The sequence below is a fragment of the Methylocapsa sp. D3K7 genome (assembly GCF_029855125.1).
GTDB lineage: Bacteria > Pseudomonadota > Alphaproteobacteria > Rhizobiales > Beijerinckiaceae > Methylocapsa.
Map to the genome: position 1 here is coordinate 3,282,516 of NZ_CP123229.1, position 23,383 is coordinate 3,305,898.

Genomic DNA, 23,383 nt, shown 5'->3' on the forward strand with positions numbered 1-23,383 from the left:
GGTTCTCTTCGGTGCGGCTCCCAGCGTTGGCCTTCCTATCCTTTGTCTCCTTTATAAACCTAATAAAATCAATAGTATATTCGCTATACCGGGCGGCGAACCCTTGCTGCCCCGGCGGCTTGGAATTCCGCATCCGTGAAAAAAACCCAAACAATAAGGCGTGGCGGTTTTTTGGCGGACGTGGGGCGCTGTCCCTCGGATCGTGGCGAAGACCCTCCCCGAACGTCAATGCCGGGAAAAACGCGGCAGGGTTTTGCCCAGCCACCCGGCCTTTCACAAGGCGGCCGGGCGATCACCATTCTGAAAGGGTTTCCGAGCGGCTCGCACGGGGAGTCCAACACATTGATTTTCAACAATCTATTTCATGATAAACGTTTCTATTGACGGGGAAGCGCGGTACCCGGACAAGACGCCGGATCAAACGCGCCTCCGGCGCTGGCAGAGGAACAGATGATCGAGACGATGAAAATCGAATTTGCCGCTCTTGCGGCATTACCGCCGCAAACGCCCCCGCAGGATTCACCAGGACCCGGGGGCAAGGCGGCGGCTGCGCGGACGCTTGTCATTTTCATGGGCAAGGACTTTGTTTTCGGCGCCGCGACCCTGCACCTCATCGGCGATCAAGGTGCAGCACTGGTCAAGAAGGCGGCCGCCGCCGTCAAGTTCAAGGGAAAGGCGCTGACCGCGCTTGATCTTATCGCTCCGGCCGGGCTTGCCGCCGAACGGCTCCTGGTGATTGGCACCGGCGGCGAAGACTTGGAAGGCAAAACCAAAAAGGATATGCCGCCACAGCCGGACGATTACGCGAGCCTCGGCGGTTTTGTGATGGGAAAGCTCGGCAAAGCAGCGTGTGCCACCATCGCTTTTGATCCGCCGCGCCCGCCTGTAGATCCGGCCGGAGCGGCCGCCGATTTCGCGCTTGGGATGCGGCTGCGCGATTACCGGTTCGATCGCTACAAGACCAAGAAAAAGGACAAGGACGAGGATGCGGCGGCGAAGGGACGTGCCGACATCATTATTGCCGTCGATAAGCCAGCCGCCGTCCGCAATAAGGTCAAACGGGGGGAGGCGGTGTCGGCCGGCGTATTCACCGCCCGCTCGCTTGTCAATGAACCCGCGAATATCCTTTACCCCGAAGAGTTCGCCGATCGCGCCTTGGCGCTAAAAAAACATGGCGTCGAGGTGACGGTTCTCGATCTCGCGGCGATGCGGGAACTCGGCATGGGCGCGCTTCTTGGCGTCGGGCAAGGATCGGTGCGCGAGAGCCGCATCGTCATCATGCGCTGGCGCGGCGGCAAGGGCGCCAAAGCCAAGTCGAAGCCGATCGCCTTCGTTGGCAAGGGTGTCTGCTTCGATACCGGCGGCATTTCGATCAAGCCGGCCGCCGGAATGGAGGACATGAAGGGCGATATGGCGGGAGCCGCTTGTGTCGTCGGCCTTATGCAGGCTCTTGCGGAACGTAAAGCCAATGTGGACGTGGTTGGTGCCATCGGTCTGACGGAAAACATGCCGGGTCCGGATGCGCAGCGTCCTGGCGACATCGTAACGTCGATGTCGGGCCAGACGATTGAAGTCATCAACACAGACGCCGAAGGGCGTCTCGTTCTCGCCGATGTGCTCTGGTATGTGCAGGACAAATTCAAACCGCAATTCATCGTCGATCTCGCAACGCTAACCGGCGCGATCCTCGTCGCGCTCGGCCAGGAGCACGCGGGTCTGTTCACCAACAATGACGAGCTTGGCGAGAGGCTCATCGCGGCGGGCAAGGTCACCGGCGAGAAGCTCTGGCGGATGCCGCTTGGCCCGGTTTACGATAAAATGATCGACTCGAAGTTCGCCGACATGAAAAATACCGGTGGCCGTCACGCGGGTTCGGTCACCGCCGCGCAATTCCTCCAGCGCTTTGTCAATGGCACGCCTTGGGCGCATCTCGATATCGCGGGCACCGGCATGGGGTCGCCCGCGAGCGAGACCAATCAAAGTTGGGGCTCGGGATTCGGCGTCCGCCTGCTCGACCGTCTTGTCGCCGATCATTACGAGGGTTGAGTTTTGTCCGCGAGGCCGCCGGTATGAGTGAGCGGTTGCAAGCCTTCTATCGCATTCGCGCTGACGCGTCGGTGATCGAAGACCGCGCGCTGGGAGTCGCGATCGAGCAGAGCGTCGAGGCACCGCTCGCGGCGGTCCACAATCCGCGCGTCTTGTCCGATATCGTCGGCCAGGTCGCGGCGATCGAAGATCAGGGAGATGGATGGTTTGGCGTGCGTATCGATCTTGCCGCCGAGACGATCGGCGAGGATGCCGGTCAGCTTCTCAACATGCTATTTGGAAACAGTTCGCTCTACGAGGACGTGATTCTCGATGACGCGGTTTTTCCGGCAAGCTTGGTTTCGGTTTTCGGCGGTCCGCGTCATGGCGTCCCAGGTCTCTTCGCACGCGTGAAAGCGGAGGGACGGGCGCTCACGTGCTCGGCCCTTAAGCCGCAAGGAATTCCCCCAGGAGAATTGGCGGCAATTGCGTACAAGCTGGCGCTTGGCGGGGTTGATTACATCAAGGACGATCATGGGCTCGCGAACCAGGCGTTCAGTCCCTTCGAGGAGCGGGTTCGGGCATGCGCCGCCGCCGTTCGCAAGGCCTGTGTGGCGACCGGTGGACACACGCGCTATGTGCCAAATCTCTACGGTCACTTTGGCCAAATGGAGCGGCAGCTCGGCATCGCCCGCTCGGAAGGCCTCGATACAGTGATGATCGCGCCGATGATCGCCGGTGTTGCGACGCTTCAGGCGCTGCGCCAGACTCATCGGGATTTTGCCTTCCTCGCGCATCCGGCGATGACCGGAGCCGCGCGCCTTTCCCCTTATCTGTTCGCCAAACTGTTTCGCCTTTTTGGCGCCGATGCGATCATCTTTCCCAATCCCGGCGGCCGTTTTGGCTATAGTTTAGAGTGCTGCGGAAAGATCTTAAGCGCCGCGCGCGGCACATGGGATGGGCTGCGCCCCAGCCTGCCCGTGCCGGCCGGAGGAATGACCTTGCAACGGGTGCCGGAATTGCTCAACTATTATGGTCGCGACGCAATGCTTTTGATCGGCGGCGCGCTGTTGTCATCGCCTCCGGAAACACTCGTCAACGAAACCGCTGCCTTCGTCCGGGTGGTTGCAGGCTATCGCTATGAATGAGGGCTCGATGGCTGTGCGGAAAGCGGCGTCGGATTTCGCGTGGGAAGGGGTCGGGCGTCTCCCCTATAAGGAGGCGGACGGCGTGCCATTCAAGGCGATTTCCCGTCAGACCTTATTTTCGGATCCAAGACTGAGCGGCGAGTTGCGCTATTTCGAGATTGAACCTGGCGGATTCTCGACCCTCGAGCGGCATGCCCACATGCATGGCGTCATAATTTTGCGCGGCGGCGGCCAGTGTTTGGTTGGCGCCGAGATTCATGCGCTCAGTCCTTATGATCTCGTCACGATAGAGCCCTGGACTTGGCATCAGTTCCGGGCCGGGCGCCAAGAGCCCTTGGGATTTTTGTGCCTCGTCAATAGCGAACGCGACAAGCCGCAGTTGCCGAGCACGGAAGAGCTTGCGGTGCTGCGCGCGAACCCCGCCGTGGCGCGGTTCTTCGATGAGTCCTGAACGGCTTGCTCTTCCGGATTTTGGAGCCTGCTGATTTTATGAGTGTTGAATAAATTCAAATGTCATACAAATGGGGCTGATGCTGCTATGGGTATATGTTCTGCCAATACGGCTTGCATGATCCTAGGTCCCGGACCAAACCTTGAGTCTTCAAAGAGGAGAGTTGCGTGAAAAGACTCATCGTCGTGACGGGTTGTCTCGTCTTCCTGCCATTGCCAGTCCTCGCCAAGGCGAGATCCACCGGCGTCCCGGTTTTCAATGTGGCGCCGGCCTGCCAGGAAGCCCGCGCCTTTGTCGGCGACAATAAAACCTTAGCGTATCAAAGCTGCATGAAGGACGAAAACGACGCGCGCGCCGAACTCACGCGAAAATGGGCGCATTTCAAACCGCAAGACCGGAGCGATTGCGTGGCGCAAGGCGCGGCTCCGATGCCAAGCTATGTGGAAATTTTGACGTGCCTAGAAATGAGCGAAGAGGCGGGCACGCTCTATAATCCCGATGGCACCGCCCGCGCTAATCCAGGTCCCGCGAAGCAAGGGTTGTCCTCGCCGGCCATGACGGCCCCCGCCGGCATTTCGCCGACGGCACCCGTGCCTCCGGCAGTCGCGGCGCCCAGCAGCCCTGTGCCAGATCTTGGTCCGGGTTCCATGCCAAGTGTTGCGCCAAGCCCTGAAAATGTTCTAAGCCCAGACGTAGTTGCGCCCCCTCAAAAATTGCCGGAGTAGCGGCTGTCTTCTTCCAAACGAAGCTTGAGTAGATGGTTGAATTGACGGCTAGGGCAGAAAAAAGGGCGGAGATATCTATCCCCGCCCCTTAGAGTCCTGTCCATTACCTCTTCTCTTGCCTTGCCTTCTACGCAAAGACGTCACCACGCGGTGGCGATGAGACAAAAGAACAAGCGTCCTCCCAAGACTTGGACTACGGCGCCGAGTTGAGTAACGGCTTCGGCCTTCAACGGCTTACGGCCGGAACTTAGCTCACGTGAAAGGCAATGTCACGCACAAATAGGCAGAATGTTTCTTGAAAAGCACAAATGTGAAAATAATTTCGAGGGTGGTTTAAATTTGAAAAAATAAAATTTTTGCGACGCGAAGCGCCGGAACCTGTAAACGTTTCCGGTGCTGCGGGAAAAGCCATGACGAAAGTACCGTTCGAGACACTGTCTTCCCATGAAGGAGATGGCTTGACGCCGAACCCGAGAGGCCCAGGCCTTGGCTGGCGCATTCGCAATTGGTTCTTGACCGGGGTCATCGTCGCCGGTCCCCTCGCAACGACCGCCTACATCGTCTGGTGGTTTGTCGATACCATTGACACTTGGGTCAAGCTCCTCGTCCCCGTCGGGTTTTGGCCGGATAGATATTTGCCGTTTCAGTTGCATGGCTTCGGCGTGGTTTTCGCGTTTATCGGGCTCACTCTCTTGGGCTTTCTCGCGGCCAATCTCGCTGGCCGGACCCTCATCAGGCTCGGTGAATCGATGTTGACCCATATGCCGGTTGTGCGTTCGATCTATAAAAGCGTGAAGCAGATCTTCGAAACCGTGTTTTCCCAATCTGGCACTACGTTCCGCAAGGTCGGGATGATCGAGTTTCCAGGTCCTGGCAAATGGTCCCTTGTTTTCATCTGCGCGGCGCCTGCCGGTGGCATCGCGGAGTATCTTTCAAATGAGGAGCATGTTTCGGTTTTTTTGCCCTGCACTCCAAATCCGACGACAGGGTTTTACTTTTTTTTGCCAGCTCGCGATGTGATCGAACTGCAAATAAGCCCGGATGCCGCGGCGAAGTTAATTGTCTCATGCGGCGTCATTCAACCGGACGCCAGCACGGTCGTTGCGGAACTCGGCAAACAGCGCGACCGTATAAAAGCATGATCACCTATCCCGGCCTTTCAGGATCTCGCGTTTGACCTCTTGAAACGGGGTCGTTAACAGGGGAGCGTGCCGCGATCGCGGTGCCTTGAAGCGCGCGGACTGCGGCATGGCTGTTTATACGGAAGTCAATGAAGCGGAGCTGGCGGGCTTTCTCGCCGATTACGATCTTGGCCAGGTTCTGGCCTTGAAGGGAATCGCCGAAGGGGTTGAGAATTCCAATTTTATTCTGCACGTCGAGTCCGGCTATTTCATCTTGACGCTCTATGAAAAGAGAGTCGACGAACGTGACCTGCCGTTTTTTCTTGGACTGATGGAGCATTTAGCTGATCATGGGCTGACCTGTCCCCAGCCAGTGCGCAACAGACATGGCCGTGCGCTTGGTCGACTCGCGGGACGCCCGGCGGCGGTCGTGACTTTCCTCGAAGGCATGTGGGACAACCGCCCGAGTGTCCGCCGTTGCGCCGCCGTTGGCGAAGCGCTCGGCAAGCTGCATCAGGCAGGCGCCAGTTTTGCGGGCTCGCGCGCCAATGCCTTGGGCATCGAGGCGTGGCCGGTTCTGTTCGAAGAGGCGCGGGCACGCGCGGGTGAAATCCAGCCGGACCTCGCCGAGGAAATAGAAAAAGAGTTGGCTTTTCTTGCCGGAAAATGGCCGCGTGATTTGCCGCGTGGCGTCATCCATGCGGATCTTTTTCCTGACAACGTGCTGTTCGTCGGCGATGAATTGTCAGGGCTCATAGATTTCTATTTCGCCTGCACGGATGAACTCGCTTATGACGCGGCCATATGTGTCAATGCTTGGTGTTTTGAACCGGATGGTTCGTTCAACATCGGCAAGGGGCTGGCGTTTTTTGGCGCCTATGAGAGCGTGCGCAAGTTAGACGCCGACGAGATCGAAGCGCTTCCTGTCCTGGTGCGTGGCGCGGCGCTTCGTTTTGCCCTGACCCGCCTCGTCGATTGGCTGAATGTTCCATCCGATGCCCTGGTGCATCCGAAGAACCCGCTCGAATATTTTGGCAAATTGCGCTTTCACCAACAAATCAACAACGCCCGCGAGCTTGGTTTGCTGCGATGAACGGCGAGGTTTCGATCTGGACCGACGGGGCCTGTTCCGGCAATCCAGGCCCTGGCGGCTGGGGCGCCATCCTGTGCAGCGGCGCCCACGAAAAGGAGCTTTTTGGCGGCGAATCGGCAACCACCAACAACCGCATGGAATTGACCGCTGCGATCGCCGCTCTGGAGGCATTGAAGCGGCCATCGATCGTCCATCTCCACACGGATTCGAATTATCTCAAGGGCGGCATCACCACATGGATCGGTTCCTGGAAACGCAACGGCTGGCGCACTGCCGATAAGAAACCTGTCAAAAATATCGATTTATGGCAAAGGCTCGAGGAGGCGGCCGCGCCGCACACCATCGATTGGCGCTGGGTCAAGGGGCACGCCGAGGATGTCATGAATGAACGCGCCGACGCGCTTGCGCGCAAAGGCATGGCGGCGTTCAAATAGAACCGGAATCGTCGCCGTGCTTTTGCGTAGCAACCATAAGGACCCGCCACATGATCTCATCCGTCAACCCCTTCATAGCGATTGGCGTCATCGCCTCAACCGCTGCGACGGATTCGGCCTATGTGTTCTTCAATGCCGCCGTGTCGGGAAGACGCCGTGTCTCGGCCGCCAATTGGAGCGCCATCTGGTATCTTTTGTCCGCGTTCGCGGTCATCAGCTATACGGAAAACGCTCTGTATGTGCTGTTCGCCGCGCTGGGTTCGTGGCTCGGCGCGTTTGCTTCAGTGACATGGCTCGTCCGGGGCCGCGATGCCGACACGAAGGAGCGCCATAGCCCGCCGTGATGTCGCACGACGCACCTAAAGCTGCTTCAGCAGGGCTTCGGCGCTCGACGTTTCAACTTTGCCCGCTGCCGTTTCGGGATTGAATTTCCGGACAATCCCATTGTCGACGATCATCGCATAGCGCTGCGACCTCTGCCCAAGCCCGCGCGCGGTAAGATCGAGCGAAAGTCCAAGCGCGCGGGCGAAATCCCCATTGCCGTCGGCGAGAAAAACGATCTTGTCTTTGGCTCCGGCGTGCTTTGCCCAAGCGTCCATAACGAAAACGTCGTTGACGCTGGTTACGGCAATGTCATCGATGCCGCGCGCTTGGAACTCTTCGATGTTGGCGAGAAATCCGGGCAAATGGTTTTTGTCGCACAATGGGGTGAAAGCGCCGGGCACACCGAAGAGAATCACTTTGCGCCCTTGAAATATTTGATCCGTGGTCCGCACTTGCGGTCCGTCCTCGGTCATGACCGTAAAATTTGCCTTGGGGAGAGGATCGCCCGTCTGAACCGTCATTGCCGCTCCGTCCGCCTTCGAGGTTGATCCGGTTACCTTCCCGGTTTGTGCGACATTTTTGAGATCGTGCTCGCTTAGGATCGTACCTTGCAGCCGTCAGCGTCACTTCGAGGGGGGCGTCTCGAGGTCAATCCCGAATTCGTAACTCTCGCGGGCGCCTTTCAAGGTGAGCGTGACTGGAACCGGCGCTTTGCCGCCGGCGCGGCTGGCCGCTTCCGGCTGTTCGACCGCCTCGATCAAGAACGCATCCTTGTCCAACTTTCGTGTTTCGAAATACCAGCCGGGCGGGCCTTCCGCGAAAAGATCCTCTACGGGTGTTGTTGGGGATAACCGCCAGACGGGGGACAGCGCCGTTACATCGCGATTGACCTTAACTTTGGTGTCCCGCTGTTGCGGCGTCAGGCGAACCGGGACTGCGGCTTCGGCGGCGGCAATGGCGGATGCCTCCTCGCTGGCAGCTCTCGCCGTCTGATTGGGATCGAGAGTAATGCTCACCTCGGCTTTCGAGGGCAGGCAAAGGCGCAGGCACACCGCGTAGGACAAATTCACCGTCAAAACCACTGGGCGGCTTGCGTCCTTGGGCGTGACATGAATTGGAAACGTCACTTTGTCACGGTATCCGAAAGCTTCGGTTCCGTCTTCGTCTATACGCATCGGCGCTGGATAGAAAACATCAAAACTGGCGGCGTTCACCGAGGCTTCGAAGGAAAATACCGGAGGCACCCCGGCGCCTCCTGGCATGCGCCAATATGTCAGAGCGCCAGGATCAAGCTGAATTTCAAGTCCGGCGCGATAAAAACCCTGCGGCGAAATTCTGTCAGCGGCAATCAGCCGCAACGAGGATTTCTGTCCTAAAACCCACGTGCTCGCGTAAGGAGCACCGTCTACACTGGAGGAAAATATCAGGAAGGAAAGGTTTGCACAGACAAACAGCACCATTGCGTGACGAATGGGAGTTGAAATCTGGAAAGAGATTTGCAAGGGAGGATGCCGATGGAAAGAATGAGGCCAACCATTGTGTGACAAGGCCCGGAATTTATTTTGCATTGGGAAAAGCTGCAACTTGGATTGTTTCAATTTCGTTTGACCCCTTGAGGCGCGTGACATGGCATCGATAAAGGCTCCGACGGCTTCCCGGCAAGGCGGGAGAGGGTTTCTTGACGGGCAGTTGCTGATTGCGATGCCCGGCATGGCGGATGATCGCTTTGCCCGTTCCGTGATTTATGTCTGCGCCCATTCCGAGGAAGGTGCGATGGGAATCATCGTCAACCGGCCAGCCGAAAGGGTCGATTTTCCGCAGTTGCTGGTGCAACTAAAAGTGATCGGTCCGGATGAAGCGATCCGTCTCCCCGCTGAGGCGAGTTCATTTCTGGTTTTGAATGGCGGACCCGTCGATACAAGCCGTGGTTTTGTCCTGCATTCCAATGATTTTTCGATCGACAATTCGACTTTACCGATCGGCGGCGGCGTGTCTCTGACCGCGACGATCGATATTTTGCGGGCGATCGCTGATGGATCTGGGCCTGGCCAGGCCCTGCTTGCCTTGGGCTACGCCGGCTGGTCGGCTGGTCAGCTCGAGTCGGAGATGCAGCACAACGGTTGGCTCAATTGTCCGGCCGATCCCTCACTTATCTTCGATTCCGCTCTAAGTTCGAAATATGAACGGGCGCTCCGCAATGCGGGGATCGCCATCGGGCATCTTTCCTCTGACGCCGGGCATGCGTGAGGGCGTGAGTGTCCGCAGCTCACAATCTAGCGAACTCTCTCGAAAACGCATTTCTGCTCCAGAGCGTTGTTGCGCATAGCGCGGAATAGGCGCATTCTATGTGTCAATTTGACGCAAAGCCACGGTTGAGATGTCCCGCCAACCGCGAAGCTTCAGGGAGGAAATGATGACCGTTGCTCGCATACTTGCGGCGAAGGGAAGAGACGTCGTTACAACCCAGCCGCACCGTACCTTGGCCGAGGTCGCCGCACTTTTGACGGCCAAAAATATTGGCGCGGCCGTTGTTGCCGATTCGCAAGGCCGTATCCTGGGCATGATATCGGAACGCGATATTCTCCATGCGGTCGCCGAGTCTGGCGCAGCAGCGCTCAACGATGCCGTCTCCAAGCATATGACCGCAACGGTCGTGACCACCCATGAAGACGAATGCGTCGATGTGGCCATGGAAAAAATGACCCTACGCCGCTTCCGCCATTTGCCTGTCATAGCCGATGGGAGATTGGTTGGCCTCGTGTCCATCGGCGACGTGGTCAAATACCGGCTTGAGCAGTTGGAGCATGAGCATCAGGCGATGCGCGAATATATCGCGACCGCGTAACCGCGCGCGGGACAAGACTCAGCGCGGCGCGAACACGGTCAGCGGTGGAACCGAGGCAATATCGCTGGTGATCTCCGGGAGTGCCCGGCGGGTGGCCTCGCGGCCGACCTCGATAAGTTCGTCGGCGCGGTGAAAATCGAAGAGACCGAATTTGCCGAGCCGGGCGTTGATGAGAACGTCGGGGGGATCGCCGGCGAGGCGTGACCGCGATATCCTGCCCTGTGCGATATTGAACGCATCCATCATGGCGTTTGCAATCCCCGGCGCGCCGTCTTCCCGTTTGCCAAAAAGCCGGCGCAGATTGCCGCCCATGCCGCCGAAGATGCGGGCGCCCAAGGTTCGTTCCGCCGCGGGGCCGCCGAAGCTTCGTTCGAGCGTTGTCTCGATCGACAAAGGATCGGGAAGGACGGTCCCGCGAAAGGTCGTGTCGCCAACCAGATTGACGGCGATGACAATTTCCGCGCCCAGCGCGCGGCAAAGGGTCACCGGGATGGGGTTGACGAGAGCGCCATCGAACAGCCAGCGCCCATTGATCTTGACGGGCTCAAAAATGCCGGGAAGGGCATAGGATGCACGGATCGCATCCGCGACATTGCCTTTGGTCAACCAAATTTCGTGCCCAGTGCCAAATTCCGTCGCGACGGTCGCGAAACTCCTGTCGAGTTCGTCGAAGCGGCGGCCGCCGAATTCCCGTTCGAGTTCACGCCGAAGTCTGTCCCCGCCGAGAAAGCTCACGCCCGAAAAAGACACGTCCATCATGCTCAAGACACGCTTCTTTGTCAGATTGCGTGCGAAATGCGCGATTTCCTGGAGCTTTCCGGCGGCATAGGACCCACCGACCACGCCGCCGATGGAGGTGCCCGCGACGACATCGGGATAAATTCCGTGAGCGTTGAGTTCCAGCAAGACGCCAATATGCGACCAGCCGCGCGCGGCACCCGCCCCAAGCGCAATACCAATCACTGGCCTGCGCGTGGCCGGAACGCCGGGATATTCGACGGGCTCATGATGATCCGCACCAGCAATGTTGCGGTAAAACGGAGGCACTTTGTTCAATTGTCCAGTCCTCGCGTGAGCGCCATGGCTTGAACGATCCCGGTTTGACGGTCCCGCCAATGGATCCTTGGCCTTGACCATGAACATGTGACCTTCTTCCAGATTGTTCCGCTTTTTAATTGAAAATTCTTGAAGATGGTACGCATCCAGTTACGAAAATACGAAATTGAGCAAGGCGCGAGTCCTATTCAGGGTTTTCTCTTTCACATCATTTTTATCCCGAGCCCGCCCTTTCTCAATGCCGTGCCTGGCTGCTCCGTTCCCATTTGAGATCGGAATTGCCTCAATCGAAAACAAGCTTAGCGGGTCCGCCGCCCGGCGCAATCTTACGATAGAAGCAAGAGCGGCGGCCGGTATGGCAAGCCCCCCCATCGCCGCCGGCTTCGACGGTGATCAGCAAGGTGTCCTGGTCGCAATCGGTCCTGATTTCGATGACTTTTTGGACCTGGCCGGAGGTATCACCCTTCCGCCAAAGCGTCTTTCGGGATCGTGACCAATAATGCGCGATGCCGGTTTCAAGCGTCAGCCGCAGGGCTTCCGCATTCATATAGGCGAGCATGAGGATTTCCCCGTCGCGCGCATCCTTCGTTACGCAGACGATGAGCCCATCGCCATCGAAGTGCGGCGTAAACGCCGTTCCCTCTTCCAATTCATTCATAATGGTGTGGATCGAGGCCGGGACGCCGCTTCATTTGCCGTGACGCAGCATGGTTAAAAAACGCACTTGCTCGGCGGGATCGTCGCGAAAGACGCCGGTAAATTGCGTGGTGATGGTTTCGGCGCCGGTCTTGCGGACACCGCGCATGGACATGCACAGATGCTGCGCTTCAAGCATCACGGCACAGCCGCGCGGGCGCAGATGGCGATCGATCGCGTCAACAATCTGCGCGGTCAAGGCCTCTTGTGTTTGCAGCCGCTTCGCAAAGACATCGACAAGTCTTGCAAGTTTGGAAAGACCAACGACGCCTGAGTCGGAAGGGTAGTAGCCGATATGCGCCGTACCGAAGAAGGGCACCATGTGGTGCTCGCAGTGCGACGAAAACGGGATATCGCGGACGAGAATGACATCGTCGTAGCCATGAACTTCCTCGAAGACGCGGGAAAGCACCTCCGTTGCGTCTTGCTTATATCCGGAAAAGAATTCCTCGAAGGCCTTGGCGACGCGTTTTGGCGTATCACGCAACCCCTCGCGTGCGGGATCGTCGCCAGCCCAGCGCAAAAGCACCCGCACCGCCGCTTCTGCTTCTTCGCGGGTTGGAAGGACGGGCAGGATCGTGCTGGTTTGGGGTTGCTGGCGTTCAGGCAAGGACTTAACCACGGCATCCATGTGGCGCCTCCAAAGTTATCATGAGCGTCCCAGGCTTTGCCCTCGGGAGAGCACCGGACGGACGGTTGTCCGGGGAGTTTTGCCTGGAAATTTGCCAGATCTCGTTCGCCAAACCCTCACTTCCTATATAGGATGCGGACGGCGGCGTCATCTGATCTATTTTGCCGGGCGAAACCATGCTTCCCGACCTCTACAATCATCGTATTCTTGATCTGGCGGCCAATATTCCCCGCCAGGGGAGGCTCGCGGCGCCGGAAGCCACCGCGAAAGCCCATTCAAAACTGTGCGGTTCGACGGTCATCGTCGATCTCGTCATGGCAAATGGTCAAGTCGTCGATTTCGCCCACGACGTAAAGGCCTGCGCGCTCGGTCAGGCGGCGGCGTCCATCATGGCCCGGCATGTCATCGGATCGAGTGCACCGGAACTGCGCGGGCTGCGCGATCAAGTCCGCGCGATGCTCAAGGAAAATGGGCCGCCGCCGGGCGGCAAATGGGCCGATATCGCGGTGCTGGAGCCGGTACGCGATTACAAGGCCCGCCATGCCTCAATGCTGCTCACCTTCGACGCGACGGTTGCTTGCGTGGAACAGATCGAAGCCACCGCTGGCGCCGCTGCAGATCAACTTTAAAACAAAAAACCATGAGCGATCTCGTCGCTCATGGTCTCGGAAGGGATCGGTGCTGAAGCCGCGAAAAAGCCAGCGCTCAAAACCAATTCATGTTGAAGGTGTAGGCGACGAGGGCACCGGCGGTCATACTGTCCAACGAGCCAAGCCGGTTGGGAATGGGGCTTCCGCCGGCGCTGCTGACGTAACGATTGACGCCGCCAAACACCGTAGCGCTCCATGCCTGGTCGAACTGATATTTGATGGAGCCAAAGCCGCCGACCGAGGCCAATCCGCCGTGGGCTTGATACGGAAAGAGGTTGCCGTTCAAGAACGCTTCAATCGGTGTCACCGAGAAATATTGGCTCACGAACTGATTGTCGCCGAGCTGGAAGCGCGGACCAGCGGCAAATGTAAAGGCGCCGTAGCGTGCGACAAGATCGATCTCGACATTGGAGTCGAAACCCTGGGCGCCGCTGATGCCTTGACGAGCCTCAACGCGGGCGCGAAGCCATTCGGCCGGCCACAATTCCACAAAGCCGCCAAGTTCAGCGGTGAAGCCGATGTTGTGCAGGCCGAAGAAGTTGTTGTTGTTGCCAAGTGTGCCAACGCCGCCGCTCAGGGTGCGCTCCGAAATAAAGCGCGCGACCGGGCCGGCCTTGATCCAGGGGAGGTCCAAGAGCGCGATGCCAAATCCATCGTCGGGGGACACAAAGGGTTCGGGCTCGCCCGGACGCCGGTAGGAGATGTAGCCCGTCGGCCAAATAGAAACGCTATTGGCGCCGGGAAAGGATGTGAAAACCTCGGGTCCGACGCCTAAGGTGATCGTCCAGCCCTCGACTGGGGCAGGGGGTGGAGGTGTGAGGTCCGCCGCATTGGCGGCCGATGCCGTGATCGCGATCAAGCTCGCGAAGGAGAAGCGCTGTGCAAAGGACAAGGTACTACCCATTTTTTTGAGCCAATCGAAATCCTGAACAGTATGATCTGTCGCAACTTGTCTCGCCAGTGCATATCTGCCACAGGTTCCGGAATAATGATCCGCGCGGCGTCAAGACACATGCAAGTTTGGTCCCGGATGATCCGCTACGGAGCGCATCTTGTCATCCGCGCTTATCAGCTGACACTGTCATCGATTGCCGGAAATCATTGCCGGCATTTGCCGACCTGTTCGGCTTATATGGATGAGGCCATCGCGCGGCATGGACTTTGGGCGGGCGCGGTCATGGGCGTTGCGCGCGTTCTCCGCTGTCATCCTTGGGGGACGTCCGGCTTCGACCCGGTGCCCGAGACTTTGCCGCGCGATGCGCGCTGGTGGCGGCCCTGGAGTTTTGTCCCGCCAAGGCACGATGAAGGCGGCAGCGTTAGCTAACCCGCGAGGCCCACGTGCACCAGTGTCAGCGCCACAGCGCAGGCATTTGAAACATTCAGGCTCTTGATGGCGCCGGGCATCTCAAGCCGAACCAAGACATCGCAATTCTCCCGGCTAAGTCGGCGCAGACCCTTGCCTTCGCCGCCGAGCACCAGCGCGACAGGCCGCCGCAATGGAACCTCTGCCAGGCTTGTTTGGGCGTCTGAATCGAGTCCGAGGCGCAAATAACCCATGTCGCCCAATTGTTCGAGCGCCCGCGCAAGATTGACCACTCTGACGATTGCTACATGCTCAAGACCGCCGGACGCGGCTTTCGCGACCACGCCAGTGAGCTCGGGGGCGTGACGTTCCGTCATCACCAAGGCATCCACGCCAAACGCCGCCGCCGTGCGCAGGATCGCACCGGCATTGTGTGGGTCGGTGATCTGATCGAGCACCAGCACAACACCGCTTTGCGAAACGATGCTGGAGAGATCGAGAGGCTCCAGCGGCTGCGCCTCAAGCATGACGCCTTGATGCACGGCACCCGCGCCAAGCCGCCGGGCGAGATCCTCGGCCGTCACGAGATGGAGAGAAGGGCCCGCGCGGGCGATTTCGTCTTCGAGCCGATGCGCGGCGGCTTCCGTGGCATAAACATCGAGGATTTTTCGCCGCTGGACACGCAATGCTTCGCGAACCGCGTGAAAGCCGTAAAGGACAACCGTGCCGCTTCCCGCCTGGCGGAACTTTGGCGCGTGAAGCGGTGCGTAGATTTTCTTGGCTGCGATGGTCTGGGCCGCGCGAGGCTCCTCTCGACGGCTTTCGGCGGACGCGTTTGGGCGCAACGGTGAATTTGGCGCGTTTTTATGTTTGGCGGAGGCGGGGGACCGGGCGCCGGGGCGATTTGATTTGTGGCGCGTCACCTTGGCAGGTCCAAAAGAGGTTAAGACCCTTGTTCCTGTCACAATACGCCTGGCCGGGCAATGCGGATGGGCAAGGCCGCGGCAAATTCCGCGCCGGATTTTGGGTTGACAGCGGCAAGCCCGGTTCGCATAAGCGCGTGCGCCCGTGCAATTGGGTGCTGGGGGAGTGTCCCGAGTGGCAAAGGGGGCGGACTGTAAATCCGCTGGCTATGCCTTCGTAGGTTCGAGTCCTACCTCCCCCACCAGTTTCCCGTTATATTTTCAAATTTAACGCTCTTGGATGCCTGAGCGAATCAAGCATTTTGCCTGTTGAAGCGCAGCTTCCGCTAGTTAAAAATCGTGAGCGGCGACGCCGGGCCGCGCGGGCTCGAAACGCCCTGGGGAAGGACGGCGCGTAGCTTACATCCCCTGCCATAGACGGGTCATGCAGCTATCCGCCGTATCTCACAAGAAAGACGCAAGTATAAATTCGACGTGATGCAGTCGAAACTAGAGCGCTTTCCGATCAGGTGGAATCACCTGATCGGAAAGAAATCGCTCAAAATCAAAGAGCTGGTGCATGTTCAGAAAAAGTTGATCAACTTTTTCTGAACATGCACTCAGTCACAAGCCAACAGCTAGCCTGTCGAATGGCACCAGGCCACCGCTTGTAACGATCTAATGATCAGCTTGAGCGACGGTCGAAAATCCGGCCCTCAGATCCGCAATCGCCTTGGCCGCGCGTTCGGCAGGCGTCAGGGCTGCTTGCGGTTTTGCTGGTGACGGGGCCGCGACGGAGTTCTGCGGCTTGCCGTTGCTGGTGGTGTCGCGCGGCTTACTGCTCGCAGACGGCGAGGCGTCACCGCGCTTCGGCGGCACGCGAGCCGGGGACGCTGCCGGAACCGCTGTTTCTGCGGTGGAACTCGGCTTTTCGGCGGGAGCCTGAGCGTCAGCTTTCGTATCCGAGGGTTTCCCGCCCCAGATGCGGTCAAGCCACGAGGATTTGGCGGGCTCGGGAGGGGTGGCTGCCGCCAGCGTGACCGGTTCGCTCGGCTTTACATCCGCGCTTGGGGCGGCATTGGCGAGCGCCTTGGCCGCGCCAGGTTTGACCGCCGCCTGCTTGCTCGCCACCGTCATCCGGCCCTTTTTCCCTTTGCCCTCATTGAGCGCAACATCCACCGGACCTTTGGCAAGTGCCTCGGGACGGCTTGCGTAGCTCAACAGCGAAGCGAAATCGGGATGCTGCCCGCCATCGACATAAACCGTATGGATGGGACGTACGCCGCTGGTGACGAGTTCGGCCACTTTTTCGTCGTCGCGTTTTTGCTTGGCCGTCACTTCGGCTTGGGTCTCGTCATTGTGCTTCAAGGGCGGGCAGGCGCTGGTCGCCTCGAAATGCGAGCCATCGGCGGGGACGGCATTGAAGACATAATGTTTGTTGCAGACGCCGACCGCGACGTCCTGCTTGGTCACTTCGAAATTATCGGAACCTTCCTTCAACTGTTTCCAAAAACCGATATTCTGATCGAGCCGGTATTTGGCGAGGTTTTCCGCGGTCATATGAAACGGATAGGATTGCATCTGGATGGCGCGCTGACCGCTGGCGAAGGATTCCCTTGCGATCGCATAGATCTCGGCGATTTGACCATCGGTCATCGAAAAACAGCCGGCCGACGAACAGATGCCATGCACCATGATCGAGCCGCCGGAGTGTCCAAGCGCGCGATCATAGGCATTGGGATAGCCGACGTCGAAGGAGAGATAATAGGCGGAATTCGGGTTCATATGGGCTGGCGTGATCGAATAGAAGCCTTCCGGAACCTGGCGGTCGCCTTCCCGCACCTTGGGGCCGAGCTGCCCGGACCAGCGGCACATCGGATAGGATTTCAAATAGGCATAATGCCCATCCGCCTTCATCTTCCAGATCTCGAACTCCGCTTCCTTTTTATAGGTGCGAATGAGGATCGGGGCACTCTTTGAACTTCCGATCGCCTCCATCTCGGCGACGGTCTTCGGTGAAACCGGCGTGAGGGATCGTGAGGTCACGGGAGAGAGACTGGACTCTTCGCAGCCTGCCAGAAAACCGCCCGAGAGGGCAATCACAGCGAAGGCCGGGAGCCGTTTCATGAAGGGGTTATGCCGCATGGATATTCTCGCCTGCCGAGCTAATCGTCTAGGAATGCCAGCTTAATGCCGGTATCCTTGTGGGAAGGTTACCGGAACCTTCATCCAATCGACGACATTCTAAAGCTCGGTTAATGGCAAAATAAGGATTTAAAACCGGCGAACACAAGGTACGCGCGGATTTCCAGCGGGGTGTGTCTTGGATGCACCGGCGGCTTATATTTTGCGGCCGATATTTAAGAATTTCGTCGTTCGCACGGCACGGAGTTCGGTGGGTGACATACCCCAATACTCCTCCAACGCCATGGCGATGGCATCGCCGGCGGCCGTGATCGCCGCGTTCGGATCGCGATGGGCACCGCCCATCGGTTCCCCGATGATCCCGTCGATGATTCCGAATCTGTGCAGATCTTGTGCAGTGATTTTCATATTCACAGCGGCATCCTCGGCGCGCGAGGAATCCCGCCAGAGAATGGACGCGGAGGCTTCCGGCGACGCGACCGTGTAGATCGCATGCTCGAGCATCAAGACGCGATTGCAGCTCGCGATTGCGATGGCGCCGCCGGAGCCGCCTTCGCCGAGAATCAGGGCGATGCTCGGCACTCCCAGTGCGAGCGAAGCGTCGGTCGCCCGGGCGATCGCCTCGGCCTGGCCGCGTTCCTCGGCGTCCACGCCGGGAAACGCCCCCGCCGTGTCGACCAGGGAAACGACCGGCAAACCAAAACGGTCGGCAAGATGCATGAGGCGCACGGCCTTGCGATATCCTTCCGGCCGCGCCATGCCGAAATTATGCTTGATTCGGGCCTCGGTGTCGGAGCCCTTTTCCTGGCCTATGATGCAGATCGAACGGCCGCGAAACCAGCCAAAACCGCCAACGATCGCTGAGTCCTCGCCAAATTGGCGATCACCCGACAGCGGCGTGAAATCCTGCACGAGCGCCTTGACGTAATCGCTGAAATGCGGCCGTTGCGGGTGGCGCGCGACTTGTGTCTTCTGCCATGGCGTAAGATTGGCATAAAGGTCGGCGAGGGCTTTCTCGGCCTTGCCTTCGAGCCGCGACAGTTCCTCGCCAATGGCAACGGCATCGCCCTTCGCGGCGAGCACGCGCAATTCCAATACCTTGGCTTCAAGTTCGGCGACGGGTTTTTCAAAATCGAGATAGGTGCGCATTGCTGCCGGGCATGTTTGCGAGGTCGTCGCCTCGATCGTTGTGTCGCGACGCCAATTTTGGAAAATTCGCGCGTTGAGCCAACGCCCGGGGAGTTCCGCTCTTCGGCCATTGCGGGGCTAGGGAGCGCGGAAACTGGCCATTTTGAACCGCGAAGTCAAGCAGGAGTGTGCGCGGCACCGTCAGCGCGGCAAATGAGTGTCAAGCCGCGTGCGAGGCCGTCTCGCCAATCAACACCGCGTATAGCGCGCTGACGTCGCGCGCGGCACGAAGTTTTGACGTGATCTTTGGATCGCGGAGCATACGCGCCAGCCGCGCGAGCGCCTTCAAATGGTCGGCGCCAGCCTTTTCCGGTGCAATCAAAAGGCAAATGAGATCGACCGGCGCGCCGTCGAGGGAATGGAAATCGATCGGCCGGGCGAGCCGTGCAAAAATCCCAAAGATCGAGTTTGCCTTGGCGAGCTTGCCGTGCGGAATGGCAATCCCCTCGCCAATGCCCGTCGATCCAAGACGTTCACGCTGAAGCAAGGCGTCAAAGATTTCCCGCGCATCCAGTCCGGAAATCAGGGCGGCCCGATCGCTCAACTCTTGAAGAGCATGTTTCTTGGTATTCACCTTGAGCGAGGGGACAACCGCCTCGGGGGTGATCAAATCGGTCAGCAGCATGGTTTGAAGTAATCCGGTATTGGTCCGCTAGAGGGACAAAATTGCGAAGAGACGGCGGGGACAGCCCGGTGGCGGCTCGCCTGCCTCCGGTCTTTTCATTCCCGGCCGGGGTCAATCCAACCGATATTTCCGTCAGGTCGGCGGTATACGACATTGGTCCGCCCATCGGAAGCGCGACGAAAGACCACAAGCGCGGCGTTGGTCGAATCGAGCTCCATGGCGGCACCGGATACAGTCATTTCCCTGAACCCCGAAGATGGCTCCGCGATGACAGCCGGGAAAAGATCAAGCGGGTTTTCGGTGTCCGTTGGGAAAGACTCCGGGGCCTCCAAGGGCGCCTCCCCGGTTAACGCGTGATTCATCAGGGCCTTGCCATCCGCCGCCGGGCTGCCATGACGATCCGCGAGCCGATCCCGATGCCGCCGAATCTGATTTTCCACGAGGTCAGCGGCCCGGTTGAAGCTGGCATAAGGTTCCTGTGCCTTAGCGTCCGCCTGCAATGTTGCGCCGGAGCTGAGGTGCAAGGTGCAGTCGGCCCGAAATCCAGAGCCTTCCGGTTCCACCGTGACATGGCCAGCGACCATCGCCGTCCGGTATTTGCTCAAAACAGAATCGATTCGTGTTTCAATATGGGTCCGAAAAGCCAAGCCGATGTCCAAATTCTTGCCCGAAACTCGCAATGTCATCGCCTACTCTCCTTTGCCGGAGGCCTTTTTGCATATCGTTCGTGCAAACGCCGTTGGCGCAAATCCACCAAATATCTGGCAAATTTTACGCGGCTATCCCGTTGCCCGGCAGCTACGGCCAACAGTTCCAGATTTGAAATATCGGTATTGCCGATCTCAAAGGGAATATAAGCGGGAAAATTCAAAAAATGTACCATAAGCGGAGCTGGCATCGCGAAATCCGGTACAGAGCCTTCACCATGCCATTGAAACATCCCGCCCGCCACCCTGGTGGCCGCCGGACAATCGAAGGGTTAGGAGGCTCTCCCCCATGAGTCAATCACCCGGGAAACTCTCTGCGGCTTGCTTGGCAAGCTCCAGTATGGGGCACAGGCCAGCAAAATAAGCATAGGCACTTTGATTAAGAATGCATCCGCATACTGCAGCAGCACCCAAGCCTCGCCATCGTCAGCTCCTTGCCTTTTCCCGCCGCCGCTCGACGGAAGAAGGGATTTTGAGGCTCTCCCGGTATTTGGCGACGGTACGCCTGGCGATGTCGATATTGATGGCCTTCAATTTTGTGACGATCGCGTCGTCGGATAGAATTTGTGCGGGATTTTCCTGATCGATCATTTGCTTGATCCGGAAACGCACCGATTCCGCCGAATGGGCATCGCCGCCGTCCCCTGCCGCGATCGAGGCGGTAAAAAAATATTTGAGTTCGAAGAGGCCGCGAGGCGTCGCCATATATTTGTTCGATGTGACACGCGATACCGTGGATTCATGTACGCCCACCGCCGCTGCGATCGTCTTGAGGTCAAGGGGCCGTAAATATTCGACGCCCCGCAAGAAGAAGGCTTCCTGTTGGCGGACGATTTCACTGGAAACCTTAAGAATCGTGCGAGCCCTTTGCTCAAGACTTTTCGTCAGCCAGTTCGCCGATTGGCGGCAAGCGGAAATGAAATTCCGCTCTGACTCTTTCCCCTTTCCCTTTCCGACACGAGCTACATAGGATTGATTGACCAAAATACGGGGAAGCACATCCGTATTCAGTTCGACATGCCACAAGCCGCCTTGCAGCGGCCGCACGATGACATCGGGGAAAATCGTTTCGATCGAACCGCCGCCGAACGCCCGTCCAGGCTTTGGGTCAAGCTGCCGGATCTCGCCGAGCATGTCGAGGACATCTTCTTCCTCAACATTGCAAATCTTACGGAGCGCCGTGAAATCACGTTTGGCGAGCAAATCCAAATTTTCAATGAGCGCTTGCATGGCCGGGTCGAAACGGTCGCGCTCACGCAATTGGATCGCGAGACATTCGGCGAGATTGCGTGCCCCAACCCCGGACGGATCAAATCCCTGAATGAGGCGGAGGACGCTTTCCACGCGCTCGAGCGGTGTGTCAAGGCGATTGGCGATGTCGTCTAGGGAACCCGTGAAGTAGCCATTTTCATCGATTGAATCGATCAAGATTTGCCCGATCATCCGGATCGCCCGGTCGGCTGAAGCAAGGGTCAATTGGCCTTCCAAATGATCCTTAAGGCTCGTCTGTGCCGCGACATAGGCCTCGATGTTGGCGGCCTCTCCGTCGCCGCTTCCGCCCGAAGTCCCGGACCAAGACGTCGCCGATAGGCCCGAGCCCTCCGGTTCGGGGGCCAGTTCAACCGTTGCCCGCGGCTGGCCATCATCGAAACTGTTTGACAATTCGGTGCCAAGGCTTGCCTCCAAGGCGCCACGGTCCGTCGCCAAGTCGTCGCGATGCCAGTCACCGTCGGCCGCTTCGGCAAAGCCCTCGCCATTAAGCCCGCTAAGCTCAATGCCACCGTCCACGCCGGCATCCTCGCCGCGGATTTCCGGCTCGGGTCCGTCGTCGGCGCGTTCAAGCAACGGGTTGCGTTCGAGTTCTTGCTCAACAAACGCGGTCAATTCGAGATTGGAAAATTGCAGCAGCTTGATGGCTTGCAGGAGTTGCGGCGTCATGACCAAGGACTGGCTCTGCCGCATGACAAGCTTTGTGGAAAGCGCCATGATTACGCGAACCCTCAAACAAACGCCCCGGCACGGGAGGCGAAAATGGCCTTCGTCGGCCCGTTTCTTGCATAAATTCAAGGTATAGCACAGATTTGTACGGCGTCTACCGGTGCCAATGCAAGGCACCGCTGACCTCGGGGTCCCTCCCCCTTAGGCCTTATCTCATTGTTTTAAATGTGGTTTACCGGCGTCTGCGGGGAAGACTGAAGCCTGATACTCCGCACCAGCGCGGAAATTAATGGTCCGGAATCCTTCAGATCAACCGACACTGCGCCGTCAAAGACGGAAGCCTTCGCCGAGATAAAAGCGACGCACGTTGGGATCTTCGACAATATCGGCGGGAGTGCCTTCGACCAAGACCCGGCCGCTATGGATGATGTAGGCACGATCGATCATTCCGAGAGTTTCCCGGACATTGTGATCGGTGATGAGAACGCCGATCCCGCGTCGTTTCAGGTGTTGGACCAGAAGTTGAATGTCACCCACCGCTATCGGATCGATTCCGGCGAAGGGTTCGTCAAGCAGCATGAAGGATGGACGGCCGGCCAAAGCGCGGGCGATTTCGCAGCGGCGCCGCTCGCCGCCGGAAAGCGCGATCGAGGGCGTTTTGCGCAAGCGCTTGATGTCGAACTCTTCGAGAAGGGCTTCGAGTTCGCTGGCGCGTTTGCGTTTGTCGGATTCGATGATTTCGAGGACGGCGCGAATATTGTCCTCGACGTTGAGGCCGCGGAAAATCGAGGCCTCTTGCGGCAGATAGCCGATCCCAAGGCGGGCCCGCCGGTACATGGGCAGCCGGGTCACGTCGTGACCATCAAGTTCAATGAGCCCGCCGTCGGGCCGGATCAAGCCCGTGATCATGTAAAAGAGCGTGGTCTTGCCGGCGCCGTTCGGGCCAAGGAGGCCAACCACCTCGCCGCGTCCGACTCTCATGCTGACATCTTGGACGATCTGGCGAGCCTTGTAGGCTTTACGCAAATGATGCACCGCGAGCACCCCATGCGCCGCAGGGTCCGCTTCACGGCTCCGGGTCATCTCTTTCGCCTTTTCGGGGCCAGCGCCAGGCATCCCGCGCCGTGCGGCGGTGTCAAGGTCCACGATATCCTGATCTGCTTCCATTATCCTCTGATCCAGCGCCGGAACCGCCATTCGTGGCGCCCCTTCCAGCTGGAATACGACGCGCGGCCACGCGGTGACGAGGGGACACAACAGGGACGCGGAGTACAAGACGCAACGATCCTCGTCAAAGCGGCACCGACCGTAGCTGCTCCAGCTCCCATTTACGACTCATGAAATTTCCACCCGATTGCCGCAGCGCGCAACCAATT

At 58.7% G+C, this 23,383-nt stretch carries 26 protein-coding genes and 1 tRNA gene; 13 read left to right on the forward strand and 14 right to left on the reverse strand.

Features of this window, described 5'->3' with window-relative positions:
* Positions 1-450 precede the first annotated feature (450 nt).
* From QEV83_RS15500 to QEV83_RS15535, 8 genes are all read left to right on the forward strand, one after another.
* Complete coding sequence (locus tag QEV83_RS15500) at positions 451-2,046, forward strand: leucyl aminopeptidase (protein WP_280128586.1); 1,596 nt, start codon at positions 451-453, stop codon at positions 2,044-2,046.
* 23 nt (positions 2,047-2,069) lie between these two features.
* On the forward strand, positions 2,070-3,173 hold the full coding sequence (locus QEV83_RS15505) for a RuBisCO large subunit C-terminal-like domain-containing protein (RefSeq protein ID WP_280128587.1): 1,104 nt from the start codon (positions 2,070-2,072) through the stop codon (positions 3,171-3,173).
* Positions 3,174-3,180: 7 nt separating this feature from the next.
* The gene (locus QEV83_RS15510; RefSeq protein WP_280128588.1) at positions 3,181-3,624 is read left to right on the forward strand and encodes a cupin domain-containing protein; all 444 of its coding nucleotides are present in this window, start codon (positions 3,181-3,183) and stop codon (positions 3,622-3,624) included.
* 167 nt (positions 3,625-3,791) lie between these two features.
* Positions 3,792-4,349: a hypothetical protein gene (locus QEV83_RS15515; RefSeq protein ID WP_280128589.1), complete on the forward strand. Its 558-nt coding sequence runs from the start codon at positions 3,792-3,794 to the stop codon at positions 4,347-4,349.
* Positions 4,350-4,759: 410 nt separating this feature from the next.
* Positions 4,760-5,491 (forward strand): DUF502 domain-containing protein, encoded by a 732-nt coding sequence (locus QEV83_RS15520; protein ID WP_280128590.1) that lies wholly within the window; start codon positions 4,760-4,762, stop codon positions 5,489-5,491.
* A gap of 106 nt (positions 5,492-5,597) precedes the next feature.
* Positions 5,598-6,563 carry a homoserine kinase gene (locus QEV83_RS15525; protein WP_280128591.1) on the forward strand — a complete coding sequence of 322 codons (966 nt, stop codon included), beginning with the start codon at positions 5,598-5,600 and terminating at the stop codon, positions 6,561-6,563.
* Positions 6,560-6,997: a ribonuclease HI gene (gene rnhA, locus QEV83_RS15530; RefSeq protein ID WP_280128592.1), complete on the forward strand. Its 438-nt coding sequence runs from the start codon at positions 6,560-6,562 to the stop codon at positions 6,995-6,997. Before QEV83_RS15525 ends, rnhA begins: the two co-directional genes overlap by 4 nt.
* 50 nt (positions 6,998-7,047) lie before the next feature.
* Positions 7,048-7,341 (forward strand): hypothetical protein, encoded by a 294-nt coding sequence (locus QEV83_RS15535; RefSeq protein WP_280128593.1) that lies wholly within the window; start codon positions 7,048-7,050, stop codon positions 7,339-7,341.
* Between the two features lie 15 nt (positions 7,342-7,356).
* Here the strand turns inward: QEV83_RS15535 and QEV83_RS15540 are convergent, their stop codons facing one another.
* Together QEV83_RS15540 and QEV83_RS15545 are read right to left on the reverse strand one after the other, a co-directional pair.
* Positions 7,357-7,842, reverse strand: a complete 486-nt coding sequence (locus QEV83_RS15540; protein ID WP_280128594.1) for a peroxiredoxin — start codon at positions 7,840-7,842, stop codon at positions 7,357-7,359.
* A 102-nt stretch (positions 7,843-7,944) separates the two neighbouring features.
* A complete protein-coding gene (locus tag QEV83_RS15545) occupies positions 7,945-8,679 on the reverse strand; it encodes a protein-disulfide reductase DsbD domain-containing protein (RefSeq protein WP_280128595.1) in 735 nt (244 codons plus the stop codon).
* 268 nt (positions 8,680-8,947) lie between these two features.
* Between QEV83_RS15545 and QEV83_RS15550 the strand changes: the two genes are divergently transcribed.
* Entirely contained in the window at positions 8,948-9,568 is a 621-nt protein-coding gene (locus tag QEV83_RS15550) for a YqgE/AlgH family protein (RefSeq protein ID WP_280128596.1), read from the forward strand.
* A 166-nt stretch (positions 9,569-9,734) separates the two neighbouring features.
* Complete coding sequence (locus tag QEV83_RS15555) at positions 9,735-10,166, forward strand: CBS domain-containing protein (protein WP_280131100.1); 432 nt, start codon at positions 9,735-9,737, stop codon at positions 10,164-10,166.
* A gap of 18 nt (positions 10,167-10,184) precedes the next feature.
* On the opposite strand, the gene QEV83_RS15560 is transcribed toward QEV83_RS15555, so the two are convergent.
* The 3 genes from QEV83_RS15560 to folE form a co-directional block, all read right to left on the reverse strand.
* On the reverse strand, positions 10,185-11,309 hold the full coding sequence (locus QEV83_RS15560; RefSeq protein WP_280128597.1) for a patatin-like phospholipase family protein: 1,125 nt from the start codon (positions 11,307-11,309) through the stop codon (positions 10,185-10,187).
* Positions 11,310-11,505: 196 nt separating this feature from the next.
* A complete protein-coding gene (gene hisI, locus QEV83_RS15565; protein WP_280128598.1) occupies positions 11,506-11,880 on the reverse strand; it encodes a phosphoribosyl-AMP cyclohydrolase in 375 nt (124 codons plus the stop codon).
* A 30-nt stretch (positions 11,881-11,910) separates the two neighbouring features.
* On the reverse strand, positions 11,911-12,549 hold the full coding sequence (gene folE, locus QEV83_RS15570) for a GTP cyclohydrolase I FolE (RefSeq protein WP_280128599.1): 639 nt from the start codon (positions 12,547-12,549) through the stop codon (positions 11,911-11,913).
* Between the two features lie 176 nt (positions 12,550-12,725).
* Here folE and QEV83_RS15575 point away from each other — a divergent pair, with 176 nt between their 5' ends.
* On the forward strand, positions 12,726-13,178 hold the full coding sequence (locus QEV83_RS15575) for an iron-sulfur cluster assembly scaffold protein (RefSeq protein WP_280128600.1): 453 nt from the start codon (positions 12,726-12,728) through the stop codon (positions 13,176-13,178).
* A gap of 76 nt (positions 13,179-13,254) precedes the next feature.
* Here the strand turns inward: QEV83_RS15575 and QEV83_RS15580 are convergent, their stop codons facing one another.
* Positions 13,255-14,103 (reverse strand): MipA/OmpV family protein, encoded by an 849-nt coding sequence (locus tag QEV83_RS15580; RefSeq protein WP_280128601.1) that lies wholly within the window; start codon positions 14,101-14,103, stop codon positions 13,255-13,257.
* A gap of 126 nt (positions 14,104-14,229) precedes the next feature.
* On the opposite strand from QEV83_RS15580, the gene yidD reads away from it, so the two are divergent.
* Positions 14,230-14,523, forward strand: coding sequence for a membrane protein insertion efficiency factor YidD (yidD, locus tag QEV83_RS15585; RefSeq protein ID WP_280131101.1), 294 nt, complete (start codon positions 14,230-14,232; stop codon positions 14,521-14,523).
* On the opposite strand, the gene rlmB is transcribed toward yidD, so the two are convergent.
* Positions 14,520-15,275, reverse strand: coding sequence for a 23S rRNA (guanosine(2251)-2'-O)-methyltransferase RlmB (gene rlmB, locus QEV83_RS15590; RefSeq protein ID WP_280131102.1), 756 nt, complete (start codon positions 15,273-15,275; stop codon positions 14,520-14,522). The genes yidD and rlmB overlap by 4 nt on opposite strands.
* A gap of 310 nt (positions 15,276-15,585) precedes the next feature.
* On the opposite strand from rlmB, the gene QEV83_RS15595 reads away from it, so the two are divergent.
* A tRNA-Tyr gene (locus QEV83_RS15595) sits at positions 15,586-15,670 on the forward strand.
* A gap of 412 nt (positions 15,671-16,082) precedes the next feature.
* Here the strand turns inward: QEV83_RS15595 and QEV83_RS15600 are convergent.
* From QEV83_RS15600 to lptB, 7 genes are all read right to left on the reverse strand, one after another.
* Positions 16,083-17,549, reverse strand: coding sequence for a L,D-transpeptidase family protein (locus tag QEV83_RS15600; protein WP_280128602.1), 1,467 nt, complete (start codon positions 17,547-17,549; stop codon positions 16,083-16,085).
* A 195-nt stretch (positions 17,550-17,744) separates the two neighbouring features.
* Entirely contained in the window at positions 17,745-18,698 is a 954-nt protein-coding gene (locus QEV83_RS15605; protein ID WP_280128603.1) for an acetyl-CoA carboxylase carboxyltransferase subunit alpha, read from the reverse strand.
* Between the two features lie 199 nt (positions 18,699-18,897).
* The gene (ptsN, locus tag QEV83_RS15610; RefSeq protein WP_280128604.1) at positions 18,898-19,362 is read right to left on the reverse strand and encodes a PTS IIA-like nitrogen regulatory protein PtsN; all 465 of its coding nucleotides are present in this window, start codon (positions 19,360-19,362) and stop codon (positions 18,898-18,900) included.
* A 95-nt stretch (positions 19,363-19,457) separates the two neighbouring features.
* Complete coding sequence (gene raiA / locus QEV83_RS15615) at positions 19,458-20,048, reverse strand: ribosome-associated translation inhibitor RaiA (RefSeq protein ID WP_280128605.1); 591 nt, start codon at positions 20,046-20,048, stop codon at positions 19,458-19,460.
* Positions 20,045-20,302, reverse strand: a complete 258-nt coding sequence (locus QEV83_RS15620; protein ID WP_280128606.1) for a hypothetical protein — start codon at positions 20,300-20,302, stop codon at positions 20,045-20,047. Before QEV83_RS15620 ends, raiA begins: the two co-directional genes overlap by 4 nt.
* A gap of 193 nt (positions 20,303-20,495) precedes the next feature.
* Positions 20,496-22,055: an RNA polymerase factor sigma-54 gene (rpoN, locus tag QEV83_RS15625; protein ID WP_280128607.1), complete on the reverse strand. Its 1,560-nt coding sequence runs from the start codon at positions 22,053-22,055 to the stop codon at positions 20,496-20,498.
* Between the two features lie 279 nt (positions 22,056-22,334).
* On the reverse strand, positions 22,335-23,282 hold the full coding sequence (lptB, locus tag QEV83_RS15630; protein ID WP_280128608.1) for an LPS export ABC transporter ATP-binding protein: 948 nt from the start codon (positions 23,280-23,282) through the stop codon (positions 22,335-22,337).
* Positions 23,283-23,383 lie beyond the last annotated feature (101 nt).